Below are 17,697 nucleotides of genomic sequence, written 5' to 3'. Positions count from 1 at the left end.
GCCGCGAGGGGCGCGACGGCGTCCGGGCGGGCCTCGTCCGAGAGGGCGTCCGCGAGGCGCTGGGCCACGGTGTCGGCCTCGTCGCCGTCGAGAATCGTCAGCTCCTCGGTCTCGATCTGGAGTTCGCCGCGGCGGCGCTCGACCTCGCCGTCGATGCGGACGTAGTCGCCCACTTCGACTTCGGGGTACGCGCGGACGCCGGCCTCGACGAAGGCCGCGCAGTCGGCGATGGCCGTCTCGTCGCGGAGTTCGAACACCGTCGGGCCGCCGGTCTGGCGGACGCTTGCGATTTCGCCCTCGACGCGAATCACGTCGCCGACGCGGTCGTCGATGCTGGCGAGCGTCACGCGCTCTGCCTCGTCAGCGTCGGCGTCAGCCTCGGTCTCGGCTTCCTGCTCGGCGTCGGTGTCGTCCTGTTCGGGCTCCGACTCAGGCTCGGGTTCGCTTTCGGGTTCCGCTTCGAGGTCCTGCTCGGACTCGCCGTTGGCGGCGATGTCGTCGACGATATCGCCGGCGGTCGGCGCGCGGTCCTCGTCTCCGGCGTCGGACTCGGACGCGGCGTCCTGTTCGGGCTCAGATTCGGCTTCCTGTTCGGGTTCCTGTTCGGGTTCGGACTCGGCCGTCTCGGACGACGTGCTCGCGCCGACGGGCTTCGTCGTCTTGCCCGTCTTCGGGCGCGTCTTGACGGTCGCTGGACCGCTGCTCTCGGCTTCCTTCTCGACGGGCTGGCCGTCGGCGTCGCCGTCGGGGTCGTGGATGCGAGCGCCGCGGAACTCCGAGTCGGACTGGCGAATCGACCAGCCGAGGTCGATGTTGCCGTTGTCGCGGACGTTCTTCACTTGGACGAACACCTCGTCGCCCGGCTCCCATTCGAGGGATTCGAGGCGGCGGTCGAGTTCGCTGCGGTGCAGAAGTCCGGTCACGTTCGAAGCGAGGTCAACGAAGACACCGAAGTCGGCGTACCCGTCGACGGTGCCTTTGTAAAATCGGCCGGGGACGAGCTGGTGGGGGCTATTGCCCCGGAATTCGAACCAGACGTCCTCCTCGTGCGTAATCCAATCCATTGCGTTGAGCAAACAACCCCTAACTAAAACGATTGTCGAAAAACGCTCAGAAGGAGAGTAGCGCGTGCACGGGCGGAAAAACGGCGCTCCGTCGGTCAAAACGGGGGAATTCGAGGCGAGGTTCGACTCAGACGAGCGCGAGCGCCGCGGCGAGTTCCGAGAGGGCGCGGAAGCCGCCGAAGGCGTAGCCGAACACCACGCCGGCGGGGACGGCCGCGGCGAGCGCCGCCTTTGGAACCGTCGTCTGGTGGACCTCGCTGATGCCGACGATGAGGAGGACCGCGCCGTAGACGGCGCACAGCGCGCGGACGCCGGGAATCGGGAGGCTGGCGAAGGCGCACGGCGCGGCGGCGTAGGCGATGACCTGCACCGTCTCGCTCACCCCCGCGCGGCGGGACAAAAGCGGGATGAGAAGCGCCGTCTGGATGGCCGCCGTCAGGTGGAGGAGCGCCGGCGCGACGAACAGCGCGACGACGAGCAGGGCGACGAGCGCGGAGACGAGCGGGCCGCCCTCGATGGCCGGAATCGTCGCCGGCGCGAGGGCGAACCCGAGCCCCTGGTAGACGAGCGCAACCGCGATGGCGAACACCAGTCCGGGCGCTTGGTCGCCGGGCGCGACCCCGTCGCGGAAGAACTGACGAGGGCGGACGACCACGGCGAGCCACGCGCGGAGGAGACCGGTCAGCCCGCGGTCGCGGCCCTCCCGTGGGGTTTCGACCCAAGTAGTCACGCTAGCCTCTAGTCCCGCCGGAGGGTATGACAGTTCCGGCACCGCGCCTCGTAGGACTCCTCCGCGCCGACGAGGATGGTCGGGTCGTCGACGTGGGCCGGCTCACCGTCGATGAGTCGCTGGTTTCGGGTCGCCGGCTCGCCGCAGATGGTGCAGATAGCTTGGAGCTTGTCGACGTACTCGGCGAGCGCCATCAGTTGGGGGACCGGTTCGAACGGTTCGGCGCGGAACGTCTGGTCGGTTCCCGAGACGACGACGCGCTTGCCGTCGGCGGCCAGCGCCTCGCACACGTCGACCAGCTCGGCCGAGAAGAAGTTCGCCTCGTCGATGGCGACCACGTCCTCACCGTTGAGTTCCTCGGCGATTTGCCAGACGCCCTCGCCCTCGGAAGGGACGACGCTCGCCTCCCACGAACGACCGGCGTGAGAGCCGACCGTCGTCTCGCCGTAGCGGTCGTCGAGCTGGGGTTTGAACACCGAGATCTCCTGTCCCGCGATTTCGGCCCGGCGGAGGCGTCGAAGGAGCTCCTCCGTCTTCCCCGAGAACATAGAGCCGGAGATGACCTCTATCCATCCGCTCTGCGTGATGGCGTGCATATCCTGACTGGGGGACGAGGAGGGTCAAAACGATTGTTCATCTGCCGCGACGGTCGGGCGTCGAGACGGGTCGGCCCACCGAACCGTCGCCGCGTTCGAAACAGCGCGTGACGGCGGCTCAGTCGTCCGCTCCGACGTTCTCGCCGCTTTCGAACGTCGGCGGCTCGGGCTCGATGTTGGCGTAGACGACCGCGTCGCGGCCGAGTCGCTCGACCCGCTTGCGCAGGTCCTCGCTCGCGAGGTCGTCGCCGTCGAACGACGAGGAGACACGGGGAATCGCGACCTGATGGGGGAGCACCCACGAGTTCAGCGACCGGCAGACCGACCGGAGGTGTTCGAGGGCGGTCACGGGGAACGAGCCGCCGGCGACGGCGAGGAGGCCCACGGTCTTCTCGCCGAACTCGTCGAAGCCGCAGTAGTCGAGGGCGTTCTTGAGGACGCCGGAGTACGAGCCGTGGTAGACCGGCGTGCCGAGGATGACCGCGTCCGCGCCGTCGACGACGCTGCGGAGTTCGGCCGAATCCCCTTGCTCGTCGTAGTCGGCATCGAGCGGCGGAAGGTCGTACTCGCGGAGGTCCACGAGTTCCGTCGTACCGCCGGCGGCCGACGCACCGACGAGAGCGTGTTCGAGCGCCAATCTGGTGTAGCTGTGGTCGCGGAGACTGCCGCAGATGGCGACTACGTGTGGCTGCGTCATACCCTGTATCTCCGAGAGCGCCGTGAAAATCTCGTCGGCCGCACTCGGCCGTGCCGGACGGACACAACACACAGGGACCCAGGGTGCGAAAACCAACCGTGAACGTCGTCTTCCACGTCTCCAGCGCCGACCTCGGCGACTGGCGGCACGCCATCCGCAACGTCCGAAACCTGCTCGACGACGAGACGGTCGAGACGGGCGAGGTCACGCTCCTCGCCAACGGCGACGCGGCGCTCCTCTTTCTCGCCGACTCGCCCGTCCGCGACCGCCTCGATCCGCTGTTCGAGGCCGGCGTTCGCTGTTGCGCCTGTCGGAACTCCCTCGATGGCCGCGGCATCGACACCGACCAACTGGCCGACGGCGTCGAGGTCGTTCCCTCGGGCGTCGGCGAACTCGTGACGCGACAGGCCGCGGGCGACGCCTATCTGAAGGTGCCGTAAGCGTCGGCGCGCGTCACCCCGAACCGACGAACTCCCGGAGCACCGTCGCCTCGGCCTTTCGGAGTAGCTCGCCGGCCGTACTCGTCGAGCAGTCGAGCGCGTCGGCCACGTCCGCGACCGACCCCTCGCGAGGGATTTCGTAGTAGCCGGTCGAGACCGCGGTCTCCAGCGCGGCCCGCTGTCGGTCGGTGAGCTGCGAGGGAGACCGCCGCCGGTCGAAGGGTTGCACGCGCTCGACCGTGAGGTCGCCGAGCGCTGCGATGTCGTCGTAAAACGCGCTGAGCGCCGACACCTCCCCGACCGCCTCGAACCGGACGGATCCGGTGGCGTGGAACACCACCGGCGGGAGGAAGATCACCCGCGAGTCGGCGATGACTCCGAGAAGCGGGTCCGCGAACTCGTAGTCGCGCTGGTGGAGGAAGCCGTAGGTCCCCTCCGCGCCCTCGACGAAGTGCGCCCGAACGAGCGAATCGACGCCCGAAACGAGCGCGTCGGCCGCGTCTCGGTCGCCGTCGAACCAGAACAGCGTCGTCGCGTCGGCCGTCGGACTCCACATCAACAGCTCCGCCCGGTCGACCGGCGAGTCGCGCATCATCCCGCGCTGGAGCGGGTGGACCAGTCGGTCCGGGTAGTCGACCGAGAACTGGGCGTGTTTCATTCCGTTTCGACCGACCGTTTTTCGGTCCGGTATATCAAACGCGGTGGTGCGATTCGGCGGCGGCGGTCGACCCCGGAGAGGCGTCCGAAGCATCCGGGTCGAGCGACCCCGCGGCACGGCACTGTTCGTCCAGCGCGTCGGGGACGCTTCGGAGGAGCGTCCGGAGGTGATCTGCGCCACGCACCTCTCGAAGCCGCGCGCCGGATATCTCGGATTCGAGGCGTCTCGCGCCGGCTATCGGGACGTTCGTGTCTGCGTCGCCGTGCCACAGAGACACGTTGGCCTCGATGTCGTCGAAGGGAATCCCCCACGGCGCGGCCGCGGCCCGGAAGTCGTCGACTACGCCCCGCCGCGAGCGACTGACCCCTGCAACGAAGTCGTCTCGCACCACTGCGGCGACCCCCTCTGGAACCGCTCCGGCCGCGTCGTCGGCCGTGTACTGCGCGACGACGACCGAGGGGTCGAGTCTGTCGGCGAGCCACGCCTGTCCGCGGAAGAGATAGCCGAGGAGCGCCGGCACGTTCGTCGCCAGCCACGACAGGAGTCGTTGCGTGCCGGGCGTCTCCTCGCGCGCTCCCGGGGGAACCGCCCCCGCGACGACGCTCACGTGCCGAACCCTGTCCGGTCGCGCCGACGCGACAGCCAACGCGTCGCGGCTCCCACCGGAGAACGCGACGACCCCCGCCGATTGCGCGCCGATGTCGTCGAGAAGCGCATCGAAGAAGTCCGCGGGTGCAAGTGCCGCGGACCGCTGGCTCGACTCGCCCGATTCCTCGGGTATCGGGCGCGGCGACGACAGCCCGTAGCCGGGTCTGTCGGGGGCGAGGACTCTGATTCCGCGCTCCTCGGCCGGCGCGTCGAACAGCGCCCCGAGCAGGCGCGACCCCGGCGCGCCGTGGAGAAACACGACCGGGATGCCGTCGGAATCGCCGTACTCGGCGTATGCGAGTCGCCCTCCGCCGTCCAGCGCGAGGGTCTTCGCTTCGGCGGACTCCGCGGCTTCGCGAGGGTCGAACGACGACGCGTCGCGTGTTGCCATCGAGTGTACGTAGTCGGAACCGAGGGGTGCGACTGCTGCCGGACTAGTCCGGTGGGATAAATACGGGCGACGAGACAACCGCGGCGAGCGCCATCAACGGAGCGCGGGCTACTTCGCCAGCGAGACGCGGACGCCGTCGTCGCCCTCCGCGACGTCGACGAGGCCGTCGGATTCGAGGTCGTCGACGAGACCGCGGAGCCACTCCGCTCCCGTGTCGCCGCCGTAATCGACGCGGACTCGCGGCCCCAACTCCGAGAGGCCGAGTTCGTCGTACTCGCCGAGAATCCTGACGACCCGGCCGCGGAACTGCCGCCGACTCCCTTCGAAACTCGGCTGGGTCGGCACGTCGGGCGCGGTGAAGTCACCCGTCTCGTAGGCGTGACAGAACTGCCGCCACGGACAGCCGGACTCGTCGCAGGTGGGCGTCTTCCCGCAGGCGACCCCGCCGAGTTCCATGATGGCGTTGTTCCAGACGCGGGACTCGCCGTCGGGCATGAGTTCCGAGGCGGCGGCCTCGAACGCCGCGTCGTCGTCGGGGACCGCGAAGGCGCGATGGAGGACTCGCTTAACGTTGGTATCGACCACCGCGTCGCCGTTGTTGAACGCGAAGGAAGCGACCGCGTTGGCGGTGTAGGGGCCGACGCCCATCAGTTCCGAGAGGCCGTCGGGCGTCCGGGGGAACTCGCCGCCGTGGTCCTCTTCGACCTGCCGGGCGGCCTCGTGGAGGTACTTCGCGCGGTTGTTGTAGCCCAGTCGGTGGTTCGTCCAGAAGCCCACCACGTCGGCGCGGTCGGCCGCCGCGAGGTCGGCCGTCGTCGGCCACTCGTCGAGGAACGCCTCCCACGCCTCGACCACGCGGCCGAGTTGGGTCTGCTGGCTCATCACCTCGGAGACGAGAATCTCGTAGGGGTCGTCGGTGCGCCGCCACGGGAAGTCCCGGTGGTCGGCCTCGTACCACTCGGTGAGCGCGGACTGGACTGCTTCGCGGTCGAGGTCGGCGGGGAGTTCGGACGGCGCGTCACTCATCGCCCCGGCTTGGGACGGCCCGCGTTTAGCCGTGGCGATGCCGAGCGGTCATCAGACGACCGCGTTCATGAGCGTCACTTCGTACGTGGTCCCCTCGTACGCCACGAGTCGGTCACCGTAGCCGGCCCCGCTCCACCCGGGAATCTCGGATAGTCGGTCTTTGAGCGCGGCGAAGTCGTCGGAGAGCGGTTCGCACTCGTCTACCTCTCCGTCGATTGCGCGCTCGAACACCGCGCGCTCGGCGTCGGGGAGGTCGTCGAGCGGAACGACGAGTTCCTCGTGAACGAACGCGACGAACGCCGCCCTGTCTTCGCCGACCTGTTCGAGCGTGTATCTGAAGGTCTCTTCTTCGACGGTTCGCGTCTCGCCGACGGTCACCTCGAACGGTCGCCCATCGTAGCGTACCCAGACAGTTCCGGCGTCGATGAGTTGAGAGTCGGCACCGTCGGGATAGACGTACGTGTATCCAGTTGCGAACCCTTGCGGGCCGTCGCCGCTCTCGAAATCTTTGCTCAGATACGCGGCGAGGAACGCCTCGCGGTCGGCCTTCGGGAGTTCATCGAAGTCGAAGACCGTCGCCCCGGTCGGTGGCGACTCGGTTCGGTCGTACTCGATTTCGACCTCGCGAGCGGTGCGTTCTCGCGTCTCGATTCGCTCTCGTTCGACGCGGTAGTACGCGCCGTCGTGTTCGACGTAGTCGCCCGAATCGAGCGGGAAATGGCGGTACGTACTGTACGTGGCCTCGCCCTCGCTGGCCGCAGTTGCGACGAGACGCGACACCGTCTCAGCGTGCTCGTGGAAGTCCTGGATGACGGTATCGACCAGTTCCGGATCGGAGAGTGCCGTCGCTTCGAGCGAGTAACTGGAGGTACAGCTATCGCCCGGGAGCCCGCCGAGACAGCCCGAGAGAAGGGCCGAACCGGCCACGAGGCCGCCGAGGAAGGACCGTCGAGAGAGTTCCGGGGACATGCGCGGAAATTGCCGAATCACCAGTAAGTGTCTTCTGTCGGGAACCGTCGACCGGCCGGCGGGACGAACAGCGGACAGCTACCGCGGTCGAAACGCGTATCCCCGTGACGGCCCCATCGCCGGGCGATGACGCTCGACGAACTCACAGACGACGTTGACGCGGCCTACGGAGACCTCGGCGACAGCCTCGACGTGTCGCTCGACCGCGAGACGCGACACGAACTCGCCATGCTCGTCGCCCTGTTCGACCCCGACGACGCGGACGAACTCGTCCGCCGGGCGGTCCACGCGCTGTTCCAGTCGGAACTCGACCGCGGCCAACTCGACTTCCACCTCCGGCAGGGCTACGACGTGACCTACGACGAGTACCTCGCGGGGATGACCTACGAGGAGATGACCGGGCAGTCACAGGCCCCGCCGCGGGACGACGTGCGCCGCTATCAGATGTAACCGCGGACGAGACCGACACGCCGGGTGACGAAGCGCGCTCCGCGGTCGAGACGCAGCGACTCGGCTCAGACGATTTCGGCTTCGATTTCGACGCCGTCGATGCGGCGGTAGCGGTGGTCCCCGTCGTCGCCGTCGCGGACGACTTCGAACGTCCGGAGGAGCACCACCAGTCGCTCCTCGCCGAGGTTGGCGCGGAGGACGACGCCCTCGCCGGTGACGACCACGTACGGCGGGGACGCGACGGGCGGCGCAGCCATCGGTCTGCCGGTTGCCGTCACCGCGTCGGCGAGCGCCCGCGGGAGGCGAGAAAGCGCGCCGGAACCGTCGAGAGCGCGCCTGAACGGCGGCATGACGCGCTCGCGGTCCGCCACCGAGTCGCCGTCCCACTCCGCGGCGACGGCGGTGGCGCATTGGCCGACGACGGTCAGCAGTCGCTCGTGTTCGTCGCGGAGCACGCGAGCGGCCTCCTCGGCGAGTCCGTCGTGAGATGTCACGTCAGTCACGAACCGAGGTGGGTCGTCACCGGATAAAAACCTCCGCGAGTGCGCCCGGTTCCCGGACGCTTTTTGCCGGCGCGGGCCGCCAGTACGCACATGGAACTCGCCGCCATCGAGGAACTCATCGAATCGCACATCGAGGACGCCGACGCGACGGTCTCGCGGCCGCGAACGGTCGACGAGAACCACGAGGACGACCACTACGCCGCCGTCGTCGTCTCGCCCGCCTTCGAGGGGAAGTCGCTGGTCAAGCAGCACCAACTCGTCTACGACGCCCTCGGCGACCACATGACGACTGACATCCACGCGATGGAACTGAAGACGTACACGCCCGAAGAGTACGCGGCGCTGGAGGAGTGAGCGAACCGCCGCGAGCGACGAACTGAGGAAAAGGGACCGGACCGAAAAGCGACCGACTGACTGAACCCGACCGAACCTGAACGGCCCGCTCAGAGGTTCGCTTCCGGCGCGTCGAGGTCGGCCGACTCTAACGACCGGTTCTGGAGCGTCTCGCCGGTGGTCGCGTCGAACAGGTGAACCGCGTCCTCGGGGATGCGGGCGACGACGGACTCACCGGCTTCGACCCGGCGCATGCCGCCGACGGTGGCGACGAAGCGGCGCTCGCCGCCGAGGTCGAGGTAGACCGCGTTTTCGTTACCCATCGGTTCGACCACGTCGACGGTCGTCTCGTAAGCGTGGTCCGCGGCCGCGTCGCCGATGACTTCGACGTCCTCGGGACGGATGCCGAGGGTGACGCGCTCCGAGCCCTCGACCGCCTCCGCGGACTTCGCGGAGAGGTCGTAGGAAAAGGCGTCGCCGACGAGTTCGTCACCCTGCACTTCCATCTCGAAGAAGTTCATCGACGGCTCGCCGATGAAGCCCGCGACGAAGCGATTCGCCGGCCGGTGGTACGCCTCCAGCGGCGTGGCGACCTGCTGGAGTTCGCCGTCGTTGAGGATGGCGATGCGGTCGCCCATCGTCATCGCCTCCGTCTGGTCGTGGGTGACGTAGACGGTGGTGACGCCGAGGTCCTCCTGGAGGCGCTGGAGTTCGGTCCGCATCTGCGAGCGGAGCTTCGCGTCCAGGTTGGACAGCGGTTCGTCCATCAGGAACACCTCGGGGTCGCGCACGATTGCGCGGCCGAGGGCGACCCGCTGTTGCTGGCCGCCGGAGAGTTCGCCGGGCTTGCGGTCGAGCAGGTTGGCGATGCCGAGCATGGACGACGTCTCCTCGACGAGTTCGTCGATGTCGGCGTCGGCCATGTCGGTCGACTCCTCCAGCCCGAAGCGCATGTTCCCGCGGACGGTCATGTGCGGGTACAGCGCGTACGACTGGAACACCATCGCGATGTCCCGGTCGCGCGGCGGGCGGTTGTCCATCCGGTCGTCGCCGAGGCGAATCTCGCCCTCGGAGACGGTCTCCAGCCCCGCAATCATGCGGAGCGTGGTCGATTTGCCGCACCCCGAGGGACCGACGAGGACGAGGAACTCGCCGTCCTCGATGGTCACGGAGGCGTCGTCGACGGCGACGACTTTGGATCCGCCGTCGTCGAAGAACTTCGATACGTGGTCGAGCGTGAGGTCAGCCATGGGTCTGTGTACGTGTCGTGGTGGTCGTCTGCGATGCGACGAGAGGGGTGCGACGGGTGCGGCAGGAGCCGAACGCGCCGCGTGCGAGTCGGCTCATGTGTTGCCCGCAACCCCCTTCGCGAACTTGTCCCCGAACAGGACGTAGACGAGCAACGTCGGCAGGGCGGCGACGAACGCGCCGGCCATCTGCGTGTTGAACGTCTGGATGATGCCGCCGGTCAGTTCGTTGAGCGCGATGGTCGCCACCGCCGCGGGGCCGGACCCCGAGGGGATGATGATGAGCGCGAACAGCAGGTCGTTCCAGACCTGCGTGAACTGGTAGATGAGGGTCACCGCGAACATCGGCATCGAAAGCGGGAGCACGATGCGGCGGTAGACGGTGAACGCGCCCGCTCCGTCGAGGCGGGCGGCCTCCAGCATCTCCGTCGAGAGCTTCTTGTAGTAGCCTCGGAACAGCAGCGTCGTGATAGGAATCCCGTACGCCGTGTGGGTGATGATGAGGTTGATGATGCTCGCGTAGTGCGGGTGCGTGGCGAGTTCGACCGTCCCGAGGACGGGTACCTGCGCCGAGAACACCGTGATGTCGAGAACCGGCGCGAGCAACGACTGCGTGTCCACGATGGCCCAGAGCCGCGACAGCGGGATGAGAACCGCCTGGTACGGGATGAAGATGCCCGCGATGAACAGCGCGACGACGCCGAGTTGGCCGCGCCACTCGAAGTTCGTGAGGCCGTACGCCGCGAAACTGCCGAACAGCGCCGACAGCACCGTCGCCGGCACGGCCAGCATGATGCTGTTGAGGATGGCCGACGACAGCGTGTCGAGGGCGACGCCGAACGGTTCGAGCGTGAAGCCTTCGACCGTCGGCGGCACGAACGGCGGCGACGTGGCGAACTCGGCTTCGGTCTTCAGCGCGGTCATCAGCCCCGATTCGAGGGGCGACAGGTAGAACGCCACCAGCCCGACGAGCGTCGCGTAGAGGGCGACGCGCAGCGGGTCGACGGCTTCGAGGTCGACGCCGACTCGCTCTGCGAGGTCGTCGCGGACGCTCATAGTTCACCCCGCCGGTACTCGCCGTAGAGGTACGGCGCGACCACGGTCAGTGCCACGAGGAACAGGATCACGGCGATGGCGGAGCCGTAGGCCCACTGGTTGGCGGAGAACGCCTGTCGGTACATCATCGTCGAGAGGATGTCCGCCGTCGGCCCGGGGTTGCTCCCGAACAGGACGTACAGGAAGTCGAACGCCTTGAGCGCGAACACCATGAGGACGACCGCGGCGCTCACCGTCGAGGCGCGGAGTTGCGGCAGGATGACCCGCCGGTACATCCGCAGGATGGACGCGCCGTCGACCCGCGCGGCCTCGTACTGGTCGTTCGGAATCGCGCGGAGCCCCGCGAGGTAGACGACCATCGCGTAGCCGCTGAACTGCCAGAGCAGCGCGAAGATGACCGCAAACAGCTTGAAGTAGAACGTGTCGGGGACGAGCGGTATCGCCCCGAGCGCGCCCGTGTCGATGCTGCCGGTGAGCCACTTCGACGCGACGAAGTCGAGGCCGATACTCCGCAGGAAGGCGTTGATGAGCCCCGAATCGAAGTTGTACATCCACCGCCAGAACACCGCCGTCACGACGAACGACAGGCTGAACGGCAGGAGGTAGATGGTGCGGAACCAGTTTTCGAACCGGATGCCGCGGTCGACGAGGATGGCGAGGCCGAGCCCCCCGGCCAGCGAGAGGCCGGTAAACGAGATGAGGAGCACGAACGTGTTTCGGGTGGCGATCCAGAACTGGCCGTCCGAGAAGGCCCGCCGGTACATCTCCAGGTCGAACGTCGAGGGGTCGTACGTCGGCAGTGTGAGCCCGCCGAAGTCGGTGAAGGAGATGACGATGTTCCAGCTGATAGCGCCGTAGACGAAAAAGCCCATCAGCAGGAACGGCGGGAGCCAAAACGGCGCGGAGCGGACCGCGTCGCTCTCGCGGAGCGACGACAACGCCGACCCGAGGTCGGGGGCGTCCCCGGCCGTTTCACTCCCCGCGGCGGCCGTCCCGCCGTCGGTTCGAACCGGCTGGCCGTCGTCTCGCAGACGGTCCAGGAGTCGCTTGAGGATGTGTGATGACATAATCGGAAATGGGGGAGTGCTCCCTTACTGGAACGCCGACTGGATGGCGCTGTAGGCCGCCTCCACGTCGTAGCTGGAGATGAACGAGGCCATCGCGTCCTCGAACGCGGTGAGCGCGTCGGGGGCGACGGCGAGGCCGTGCTGAATCGACAGCGGCTGGGCCTCGGAGTTGGAGAAGTCGTCCATCTGGTTCTGGAGGAACGGCCCGAAGGCGTCCTGCGGCACGTCGGTCCGCGGCGGGATGGAGCCCTTCTTCGGGTTGAACCGCTCTTGGGCGTCGACCGAGCCGACGTAGCGGAGGAACGCCTTCGTCGCCTCGGGGGACGGGTTGTTCGTCGGCATCGGGAACGAGTCCATGTTGAGCGAGTAGAGTCCCTCAGTGCCCGGGAACGCGACGTGGTCCCAGTTGGTCTCGTACTCGAAGTCGTCCTGTGCGCGGTACATTCCCGCCGCCCAGTCACCCTGGTGGAAGAACGCCGCGTCGCCCGAGATGACCTTCGAGTTGGCGTCCTGCCACGAGATGGACCCGGCGTCGTTCGGGTAGTACTCGGCGTACTGCTTGACGATGTCGAGCGAGTCGCGGACGGCGTCCGCGTTGGCCTCGACGTTGCCGGCGGTCACGTCGGCGTACACGTCTGCGCCGTACTCGCCGAGGAGCACCTGCGCCCAGAGCTGGCCGGTCGACCACGCGGAGTTCGTCTGCTGAGCCATCCCGACGTAGCCCGCCTCGTCGACGGTCGCCATCGCGTCCACGAGGGCGCTCGGCGAGTCGATGCTCGCGGGGTCGACACCCGCGTCCTCGACGACCTCGACGTTGTAAAAGAGGTTGTTGAGGCGGTGGATGTTCAGCGGGACCGAAACGTAGTTACCGGCCGGCTGAGCCGCCTCTTGGGGGCCGTCGAGGTAGGCGTTCTTCATGTCGTTGTGGCCCCAGACGGACTCCTCGATGTCCTCCAGTTTGTCGGCGTCCGTGAAGGGCTGGAGGTTCGCGCCGGGCCACGCCTGCCACGTGCTCGGCGGGTCGTTGTTCAGGATGCGCTTTTTGATGACCGCGCGGAGATTTTGGCCAGCGCCGCCCGCGACGGGGTTCTCCGTGAGTTCGATGTCCGGGTACTGCTCGCTGAAGCCTTCGAGGAGTGCCTGCGCCGCGGCACCGCCGTCGCCGCCGGTCCACCAGTGCTGCACTTCGAGCGCGTTGTACTCCGTCGAGGAGTCGGAGTCGTCACCGCTCGTCTCCTCGGTGCTCTCGGAGTCGCCGGAACCGTCCGTGGACTCCGTCGTCGACTCTCCGCCGCCGCCGGTACAGCCCGCGAGGAAGGTCGCGGCTCCGGCACCGCCGGCGAGTTTGAGATACGTGCGTCGAGAAACGTCGTCCGAATCGGGTGTGTCAGTCATGATTGTTGGTCCGTGACAAGTCCAGCCAATGAATTTTACACGATTTACTTAAGACTTTCCAAATCAACAATTCGAAATCGAGTAAATTTTTTTGTTATCAGGTAACTGTTTGGTCAGAATCGGAAGACTGCATCCACTTACGAGGACAATTAATAATCATTCAAACATGAGTCAATTTTCATGAACGAGGGTCGGACGCACGGACCAATGGATTTTACCCCCTGCCAAAACGACCCCCGAACCATGGGCGACGATGATTATCGAATCGAGCGGGACAGTCTCGGCGAGATGGAAGTTCCTGTCGACGCCTACTGGGGCGCACAGACCCAGCGGGCGGTCGAGAACTTCCCCATCTCCGGTATCACCTTCGGGCGGCGCTTCGTCCGCGCGCTCGGCGTGGTGAAGAAGGCCGCCGCACAGGCCAACCGCGACCTCGGCATGATAGACGAGGACGTCGCGGCCGCCATCGTCGAGGCCGCCGACGAGGTCATCGCCGGCGAACTCGACGACCAGTTCCCCGTGGACGTGTTCCAGACCGGTTCCGGGACCTCCTCGAACATGAACGCCAACGAGGTCATCGCCAACCGCGCCGCGGAGATTATGGGCGAGGGCATCGGCGACCGCGTCGTCCACCCGAACGACCACGTCAACTTCGGCCAGTCCTCGAACGACGTGATTCCGACCGCCATGCACGTCGCCTCCCTCGAAGCCGTCGAGAAGGACCTCCTTCCTGCGCTGGAGACGCTCGCCGAGGCGCTCGGCGACAAGGAAGACGAGTTCGACGGCGTCGTCAAGACCGGCCGCACCCACCTGCAGGACGCCACGCCCGTCCGCCTCGGACAGGAGTTCGGCGGCTACCGCACGCAGGTCGAAAAGGGCGTCCGCCGCGTCGAGAACGTGCGCGAGCACCTCGGCGAACTCGCGCTCGGCGGCACCGCGGTCGGCACGGGACTGAACACGCACCCCGAGTTCCCGGCGAAGGCCGCGGAGTACATGTCCGAGGAGACCGGCGTCGAGTTCCGCGAGGCCGACAACCACTTCGAGGCGCAGGCGGCCCACGACGCGATGAGCGAGGCCCACGGCGCGCTCCGCACGGTCGCCGGCTCCCTCAACAAAATCGCCAATGACCTCCGCCTGCTCGCGTCGGGCCCGCGCAACGGGCTCGGCGAACTCGAACAGCCGGAGAACCAGCCCGGCTCCTCCATCATGCCCGGCAAAATCAACCCGGTCGTCGCAGAGGCCGTCAATCAGGTCCACAAGCAGGTCGTCGGCAACGACGCCGCCGTCTCCGCCGGTGCCGCGGAAGGCCAAATCGACCTCAACCTCTACAAGCCCGTCCTCGCGCACAACTTCCTCGAATCGGCGAAACTGCTGGCGAACTCCTCCGAGGTGTTCGCCGAGCGCTTCGTCGCCAAGCTCGAAGCCAACGAGGAACACTGCGAGACGCGGGTCGAACAGTCGATGGCGCTGGCGACGGCGCTCAACCCCGCAATCGGCTACGACAAGGCCTCGAAGGTCGCCAAGAAGGCGCTCGCGGACGGGAAGAGCGTCCGGCAGGTCGCCGTCGACGAAGGCTACCTCACCGAGGCGGAAGCCGACGAGGTGCTCGACCCCGAGAAGATGACCCATCGCGGTATCCTCGGCGACGACTGAGCCCCGCCCGAAGAACAGTCTACTTTTTGACACATCTGGACGACCGGGAAAGTTCCCCGATTCGAGGTGCGCGCTCGATGGTTTCGGTCAGTTCAGCCACAGAGAGAGTTATATTTACTCGGCTCGCGGTAGCAATCGCACTCCGGCACCGCCGTGACATTCACCCCCAAGTGAAGAACTGTCACGAAATCTCGAAAATCGGTATTTTGAAGCCTGATTTTGACGATTATACCAGTATGGCCGGACTGCAAGAGCAGCGGGCCCGCGGGCGAGACATGTTGGAGTGTCGAGGTTGTGGGGCCGTATTCCCGGAGGGACGAGCGACGAACGACGGGTGGACGTACGTCTGTCCCGAGTGTGAACAGGTCGAAGGTATCGGCGAGGGGCTTCGTCGCCTCTGACGGCAGACTGAATCCTTTTTTACTCCCCCCGAACGCAGGGAGTAGCAATGACCGACTACGACTACGACTACGAGGACCTCGGCCTCGTGGCTGGGCTGGAGATTCACCAGCAACTCGACACCGAGACGAAGCTGTTCTGCGGGTGTCCGACCGACCTCCGCGAGCCCGACGAGGCCGCGCGCACGTTCACGCGCTTCCTCCACCCGACCAAGAGCGAACTGGGCGAACTCGACGACGCCGCGCTCGAAGAGAGCCGCGTCGAACGCGAGTTCGAGTACCTCGCCTACGACTCGACCTGTCTGGTCGAAGAGGACGACGAGCCGCCGCACGAACTCGACCACGAGGCGCGCACGGTCGCCATGCAGATCGCCGAACTGCTCGACATGAACGTCGTCGACGAGGCGCACGTCATGCGCAAGCTCGTCATCGACGGTTCGAACACCTCAGGCTTCCAACGCTCGTCGCTCATCGCGCAGGAAGGCGAGATTCAGACCAGCGAGGGCCCCGTCTCCGTGGTCGATCTCATGCTCGAAGAGGAGTCCGCCCAGCGCGTCGAAGAGCGCGACGACGGCGTCCTCTACAGCCTCGACCGCCTCGGCATCCCGCTCGTCGAAATCGGCACCGGGCCGGACATCTCCTCGCCCGAGCAGGCCCGCGAGGCGGCCCAGACCATCGGCATGCTCCTGCGCTCGACGGGCAAGGTCAAACGCGGCCTCGGTACCATCCGACAGGACGTGAACGTCTCCATCGCCAACGGTGCGCGCGTCGAAATCAAGGGCGTGCAGGCGCTCGACCAAATCGACGAAATCGTCCGCTTCGAGGTCGGCCGACAGGCCGAACTGGTCGAGATTCGCGACGAACTCCAGTCGCGCGACGCTTCCGTCGGCGACGTGACCGACGTGACCGACGTGTTCGAGGACTCGGACTCCGGCGTCATCCGCGGCGCGCTGGACGCCGGCGGGAAGGTCACGGCCGTCCCCCTGTACGGCTTCGACGGCCTCGTCGGCCGCGAACTCCAGCCCGACCGCCGCCTCGGTACCGAACTCTCCGACCACGCCAAGCGCCACGGCGCGGGCGGCATCTTCCACACCGACGAGCTCCCGGCCTACGGCGTCACCGAGGCCGAAGTCGAGTCGCTCCGCGAGCCGGTCGACGCCGGTCCCGAGGACGCGGTCGCCATCGTCGCCGACGACCCCGAGACGGCCGACCTCGCCATCGACGCGGTCGCAGAGCGCGCCGAAGTCGCCATCGAGGAAGTCCCCGAGGAGACCCGCGGAGCCAACGACGACGGCACGACGCGCTACCTCCGGCCGCTCCCCGGCGCGGCCCGGATGTACCCCGAGACGGACGTGCTCACCGTCGACCTCGACCCGAGCGACGTGGAGACGCCCGAACTCCTGACCGAGAAGGTCGACCGCTACCAAGCCGAGTTCGGCCTCGACGCCGGCCTCGCGGAGCAGGTCGCCTACGGCCGGACGATGCCGCTGTTCGAGGAGGCGGTGGACGCCGGTATCGACGCGACGTTCGCGGCCGGCCTGCTCGAATCGACGCTGACCGAACTCCGCCGCGACGACGTGGCCGTCTCCGAACTCACCGACGACCACCTGCTCGCGGTCATGCACCTCGTCGAGGACGGCGACCTCGCCAAGGAGGGCGTCAACGACGTGCTCGCCACCATCGCCGAGAACCCGAGCCTCACGGCCGAGGAAGCCGTCGAGGAGGCCGGTCTCTCCGGCGTCTCCGAAGACGAGGTCCGAGATGCCATCGCGGAGGTCGTCGAACGCAACGCCGACCAAGTCGAACAGCAGGGCATGGGCGCGTTCTCTGCGCTCATGGGCGAGGCGATGGGCGCGCTCCGCGGTAAGGCCGACGGCGAGATCGTCAGCGACGTGCTCCGCGAGGAGATTCAAAAGCGGGCCTGAAGCCGTCAGACCGCACCCGGTTTTTCTCCGTTCTCACGTCGCCGAGCGCCCGCCCTCGCGGACGAACCGCCGCCAGCCCCATCTCCCCGCGTACTCGACGCCGGCCGCGACGAGGAGAAGGACCAACAGCGCCGGCCCGACGAAGAGGAACATCCCGAGGGCGTCCGTCTCGCCGCGGACGTGGAGGAACGCCCACCAGACGAGTTCCGTGACGCCGAACAGGCCGACGAGCGGCGCGACCAGCCCGCGGCGGGCGAACAGCAGGGCCGCAGCGACCACGAACCCGGCGAGCAGGAGAAACGAGAATCCGAGGAAGCCCGCCGCAGTCAGCGGGTCACCGACCAGTTCCGAGGGGAACGCGTCGGTGGCGAGTCGCGCCGCGGTCCAGACGGCGAGCGTGGCGAGGGCGTAGCCGCCGCCGAGGAGCGCGGGCGTCAGGAAGCCGCGGGCG

20 protein-coding genes are annotated in these 17,697 nt (G+C 67.4%); 6 read left to right on the top strand and 14 right to left on the bottom strand.

The window, feature by feature from the left end; translation table 11 throughout:
* The 4 genes from NKF06_RS14660 to NKF06_RS14645 form a co-directional block, all read right to left on the bottom strand.
* Window positions 1-1,064, bottom strand: a 1,064-nt coding sequence (locus NKF06_RS14660) for an OB-fold nucleic acid binding domain-containing protein (protein ID WP_253245814.1), incomplete at its 3' end; no start/stop codon positions are given.
* 127 nt (window positions 1,065-1,191) lie between these two features.
* Complete coding sequence (locus NKF06_RS14655) at window positions 1,192-1,719, bottom strand: YIP1 family protein (protein WP_253245815.1); 528 nt, start codon at window positions 1,717-1,719, stop codon at window positions 1,192-1,194.
* Between the two features lie 83 nt (window positions 1,720-1,802).
* Window positions 1,803-2,390 carry a thymidine kinase gene (locus NKF06_RS14650; protein WP_058568930.1) on the bottom strand — a complete coding sequence of 196 codons (588 nt, stop codon included), beginning with the start codon at window positions 2,388-2,390 and terminating at the stop codon, window positions 1,803-1,805.
* A gap of 118 nt (window positions 2,391-2,508) precedes the next feature.
* Window positions 2,509-3,087 (bottom strand): NADPH-dependent FMN reductase, encoded by a 579-nt coding sequence (locus NKF06_RS14645; RefSeq protein WP_253245813.1) that lies wholly within the window; start codon window positions 3,085-3,087, stop codon window positions 2,509-2,511.
* A gap of 98 nt (window positions 3,088-3,185) precedes the next feature.
* On the opposite strand from NKF06_RS14645, the gene NKF06_RS14640 reads away from it, so the two are divergent.
* A complete protein-coding gene (locus NKF06_RS14640) occupies window positions 3,186-3,527 on the top strand; it encodes a DsrE family protein (protein ID WP_058826136.1) in 342 nt (113 codons plus the stop codon).
* A 13-nt stretch (window positions 3,528-3,540) separates the two neighbouring features.
* Here the strand turns inward: NKF06_RS14640 and NKF06_RS14635 are convergent, their stop codons facing one another.
* The 4 genes from NKF06_RS14635 to NKF06_RS14620 form a co-directional block, all read right to left on the bottom strand.
* Entirely contained in the window at window positions 3,541-4,185 is a 645-nt protein-coding gene (locus NKF06_RS14635) for a helix-turn-helix domain-containing protein (RefSeq protein ID WP_004044712.1), read from the bottom strand.
* A gap of 34 nt (window positions 4,186-4,219) precedes the next feature.
* A complete protein-coding gene (locus tag NKF06_RS14630; RefSeq protein ID WP_253245812.1) occupies window positions 4,220-5,224 on the bottom strand; it encodes an alpha/beta hydrolase in 1,005 nt (334 codons plus the stop codon).
* Window positions 5,225-5,332: 108 nt separating this feature from the next.
* The gene (locus NKF06_RS14625; protein WP_253245811.1) at window positions 5,333-6,250 is read right to left on the bottom strand and encodes an A/G-specific adenine glycosylase; all 918 of its coding nucleotides are present in this window, start codon (window positions 6,248-6,250) and stop codon (window positions 5,333-5,335) included.
* Between the two features lie 51 nt (window positions 6,251-6,301).
* Window positions 6,302-7,219, bottom strand: coding sequence for a hypothetical protein (locus NKF06_RS14620; protein ID WP_253245810.1), 918 nt, complete (start codon window positions 7,217-7,219; stop codon window positions 6,302-6,304).
* Window positions 7,220-7,345: 126 nt separating this feature from the next.
* On the opposite strand from NKF06_RS14620, the gene NKF06_RS14615 reads away from it, so the two are divergent.
* Complete coding sequence (locus NKF06_RS14615) at window positions 7,346-7,669, top strand: hypothetical protein (RefSeq protein ID WP_004969267.1); 324 nt, start codon at window positions 7,346-7,348, stop codon at window positions 7,667-7,669.
* A 65-nt stretch (window positions 7,670-7,734) separates the two neighbouring features.
* Here the strand turns inward: NKF06_RS14615 and NKF06_RS14610 are convergent, their stop codons facing one another.
* Window positions 7,735-8,172 (bottom strand): hypothetical protein, encoded by a 438-nt coding sequence (locus tag NKF06_RS14610; RefSeq protein ID WP_058826139.1) that lies wholly within the window; start codon window positions 8,170-8,172, stop codon window positions 7,735-7,737.
* Between the two features lie 90 nt (window positions 8,173-8,262).
* Between NKF06_RS14610 and NKF06_RS14605 the strand changes: the two genes are divergently transcribed.
* Complete coding sequence (locus NKF06_RS14605) at window positions 8,263-8,526, top strand: BolA family protein (protein WP_004974320.1); 264 nt, start codon at window positions 8,263-8,265, stop codon at window positions 8,524-8,526.
* An 89-nt stretch (window positions 8,527-8,615) separates the two neighbouring features.
* Here NKF06_RS14605 and NKF06_RS14600 read toward each other — a convergent pair whose 3' ends face one another.
* The 4 genes from NKF06_RS14600 to NKF06_RS14585 form a co-directional block, all read right to left on the bottom strand.
* Complete coding sequence (locus NKF06_RS14600; RefSeq protein WP_253245809.1) at window positions 8,616-9,755, bottom strand: ABC transporter ATP-binding protein; 1,140 nt, start codon at window positions 9,753-9,755, stop codon at window positions 8,616-8,618.
* A gap of 93 nt (window positions 9,756-9,848) precedes the next feature.
* Complete coding sequence (locus NKF06_RS14595; RefSeq protein ID WP_058826141.1) at window positions 9,849-10,808, bottom strand: carbohydrate ABC transporter permease; 960 nt, start codon at window positions 10,806-10,808, stop codon at window positions 9,849-9,851.
* Complete coding sequence (locus NKF06_RS14590; protein WP_253245808.1) at window positions 10,805-11,875, bottom strand: sugar ABC transporter permease; 1,071 nt, start codon at window positions 11,873-11,875, stop codon at window positions 10,805-10,807. Before NKF06_RS14590 ends, NKF06_RS14595 begins: the two co-directional genes overlap by 4 nt.
* A gap of 24 nt (window positions 11,876-11,899) precedes the next feature.
* A complete protein-coding gene (locus NKF06_RS14585; protein WP_253245807.1) occupies window positions 11,900-13,270 on the bottom strand; it encodes an extracellular solute-binding protein in 1,371 nt (456 codons plus the stop codon).
* Between the two features lie 243 nt (window positions 13,271-13,513).
* Between NKF06_RS14585 and NKF06_RS14580 the strand changes: the two genes are divergently transcribed.
* The 3 genes from NKF06_RS14580 (at window position 13,514) to gatE (ending at window position 17,246) form a co-directional block, all read left to right on the top strand.
* Window positions 13,514-14,923, top strand: a complete 1,410-nt coding sequence (locus tag NKF06_RS14580; RefSeq protein WP_058826144.1) for a class II fumarate hydratase — start codon at window positions 13,514-13,516, stop codon at window positions 14,921-14,923.
* 77 nt (window positions 14,924-15,000) lie between these two features.
* Entirely contained in the window at window positions 15,001-15,324 is a 324-nt protein-coding gene (locus NKF06_RS21170; protein ID WP_309142137.1) for an HVO_2901 family zinc finger protein, read from the top strand.
* A 47-nt stretch (window positions 15,325-15,371) separates the two neighbouring features.
* A complete protein-coding gene (gatE, locus tag NKF06_RS14575) occupies window positions 15,372-17,246 on the top strand; it encodes a Glu-tRNA(Gln) amidotransferase subunit GatE (RefSeq protein WP_253245806.1) in 1,875 nt (624 codons plus the stop codon).
* Between the two features lie 33 nt (window positions 17,247-17,279).
* Here gatE and NKF06_RS14570 read toward each other — a convergent pair.
* A partial coding sequence (locus NKF06_RS14570) for a hypothetical protein (protein WP_253245805.1) occupies window positions 17,280-17,697 on the bottom strand: 418 nt, incomplete at its 5' end.

Origin of the sequence: Haloferax sp. AB510 (assembly GCF_024136985.1) — an archaeon.
Classification (GTDB): Archaea; Halobacteriota; Halobacteria; order Halobacteriales; family Haloferacaceae; genus Haloferax.
Note: the sequence above shows the minus strand (reverse complement) of the source record. Positions and strands in the feature narration are given on the sequence as shown.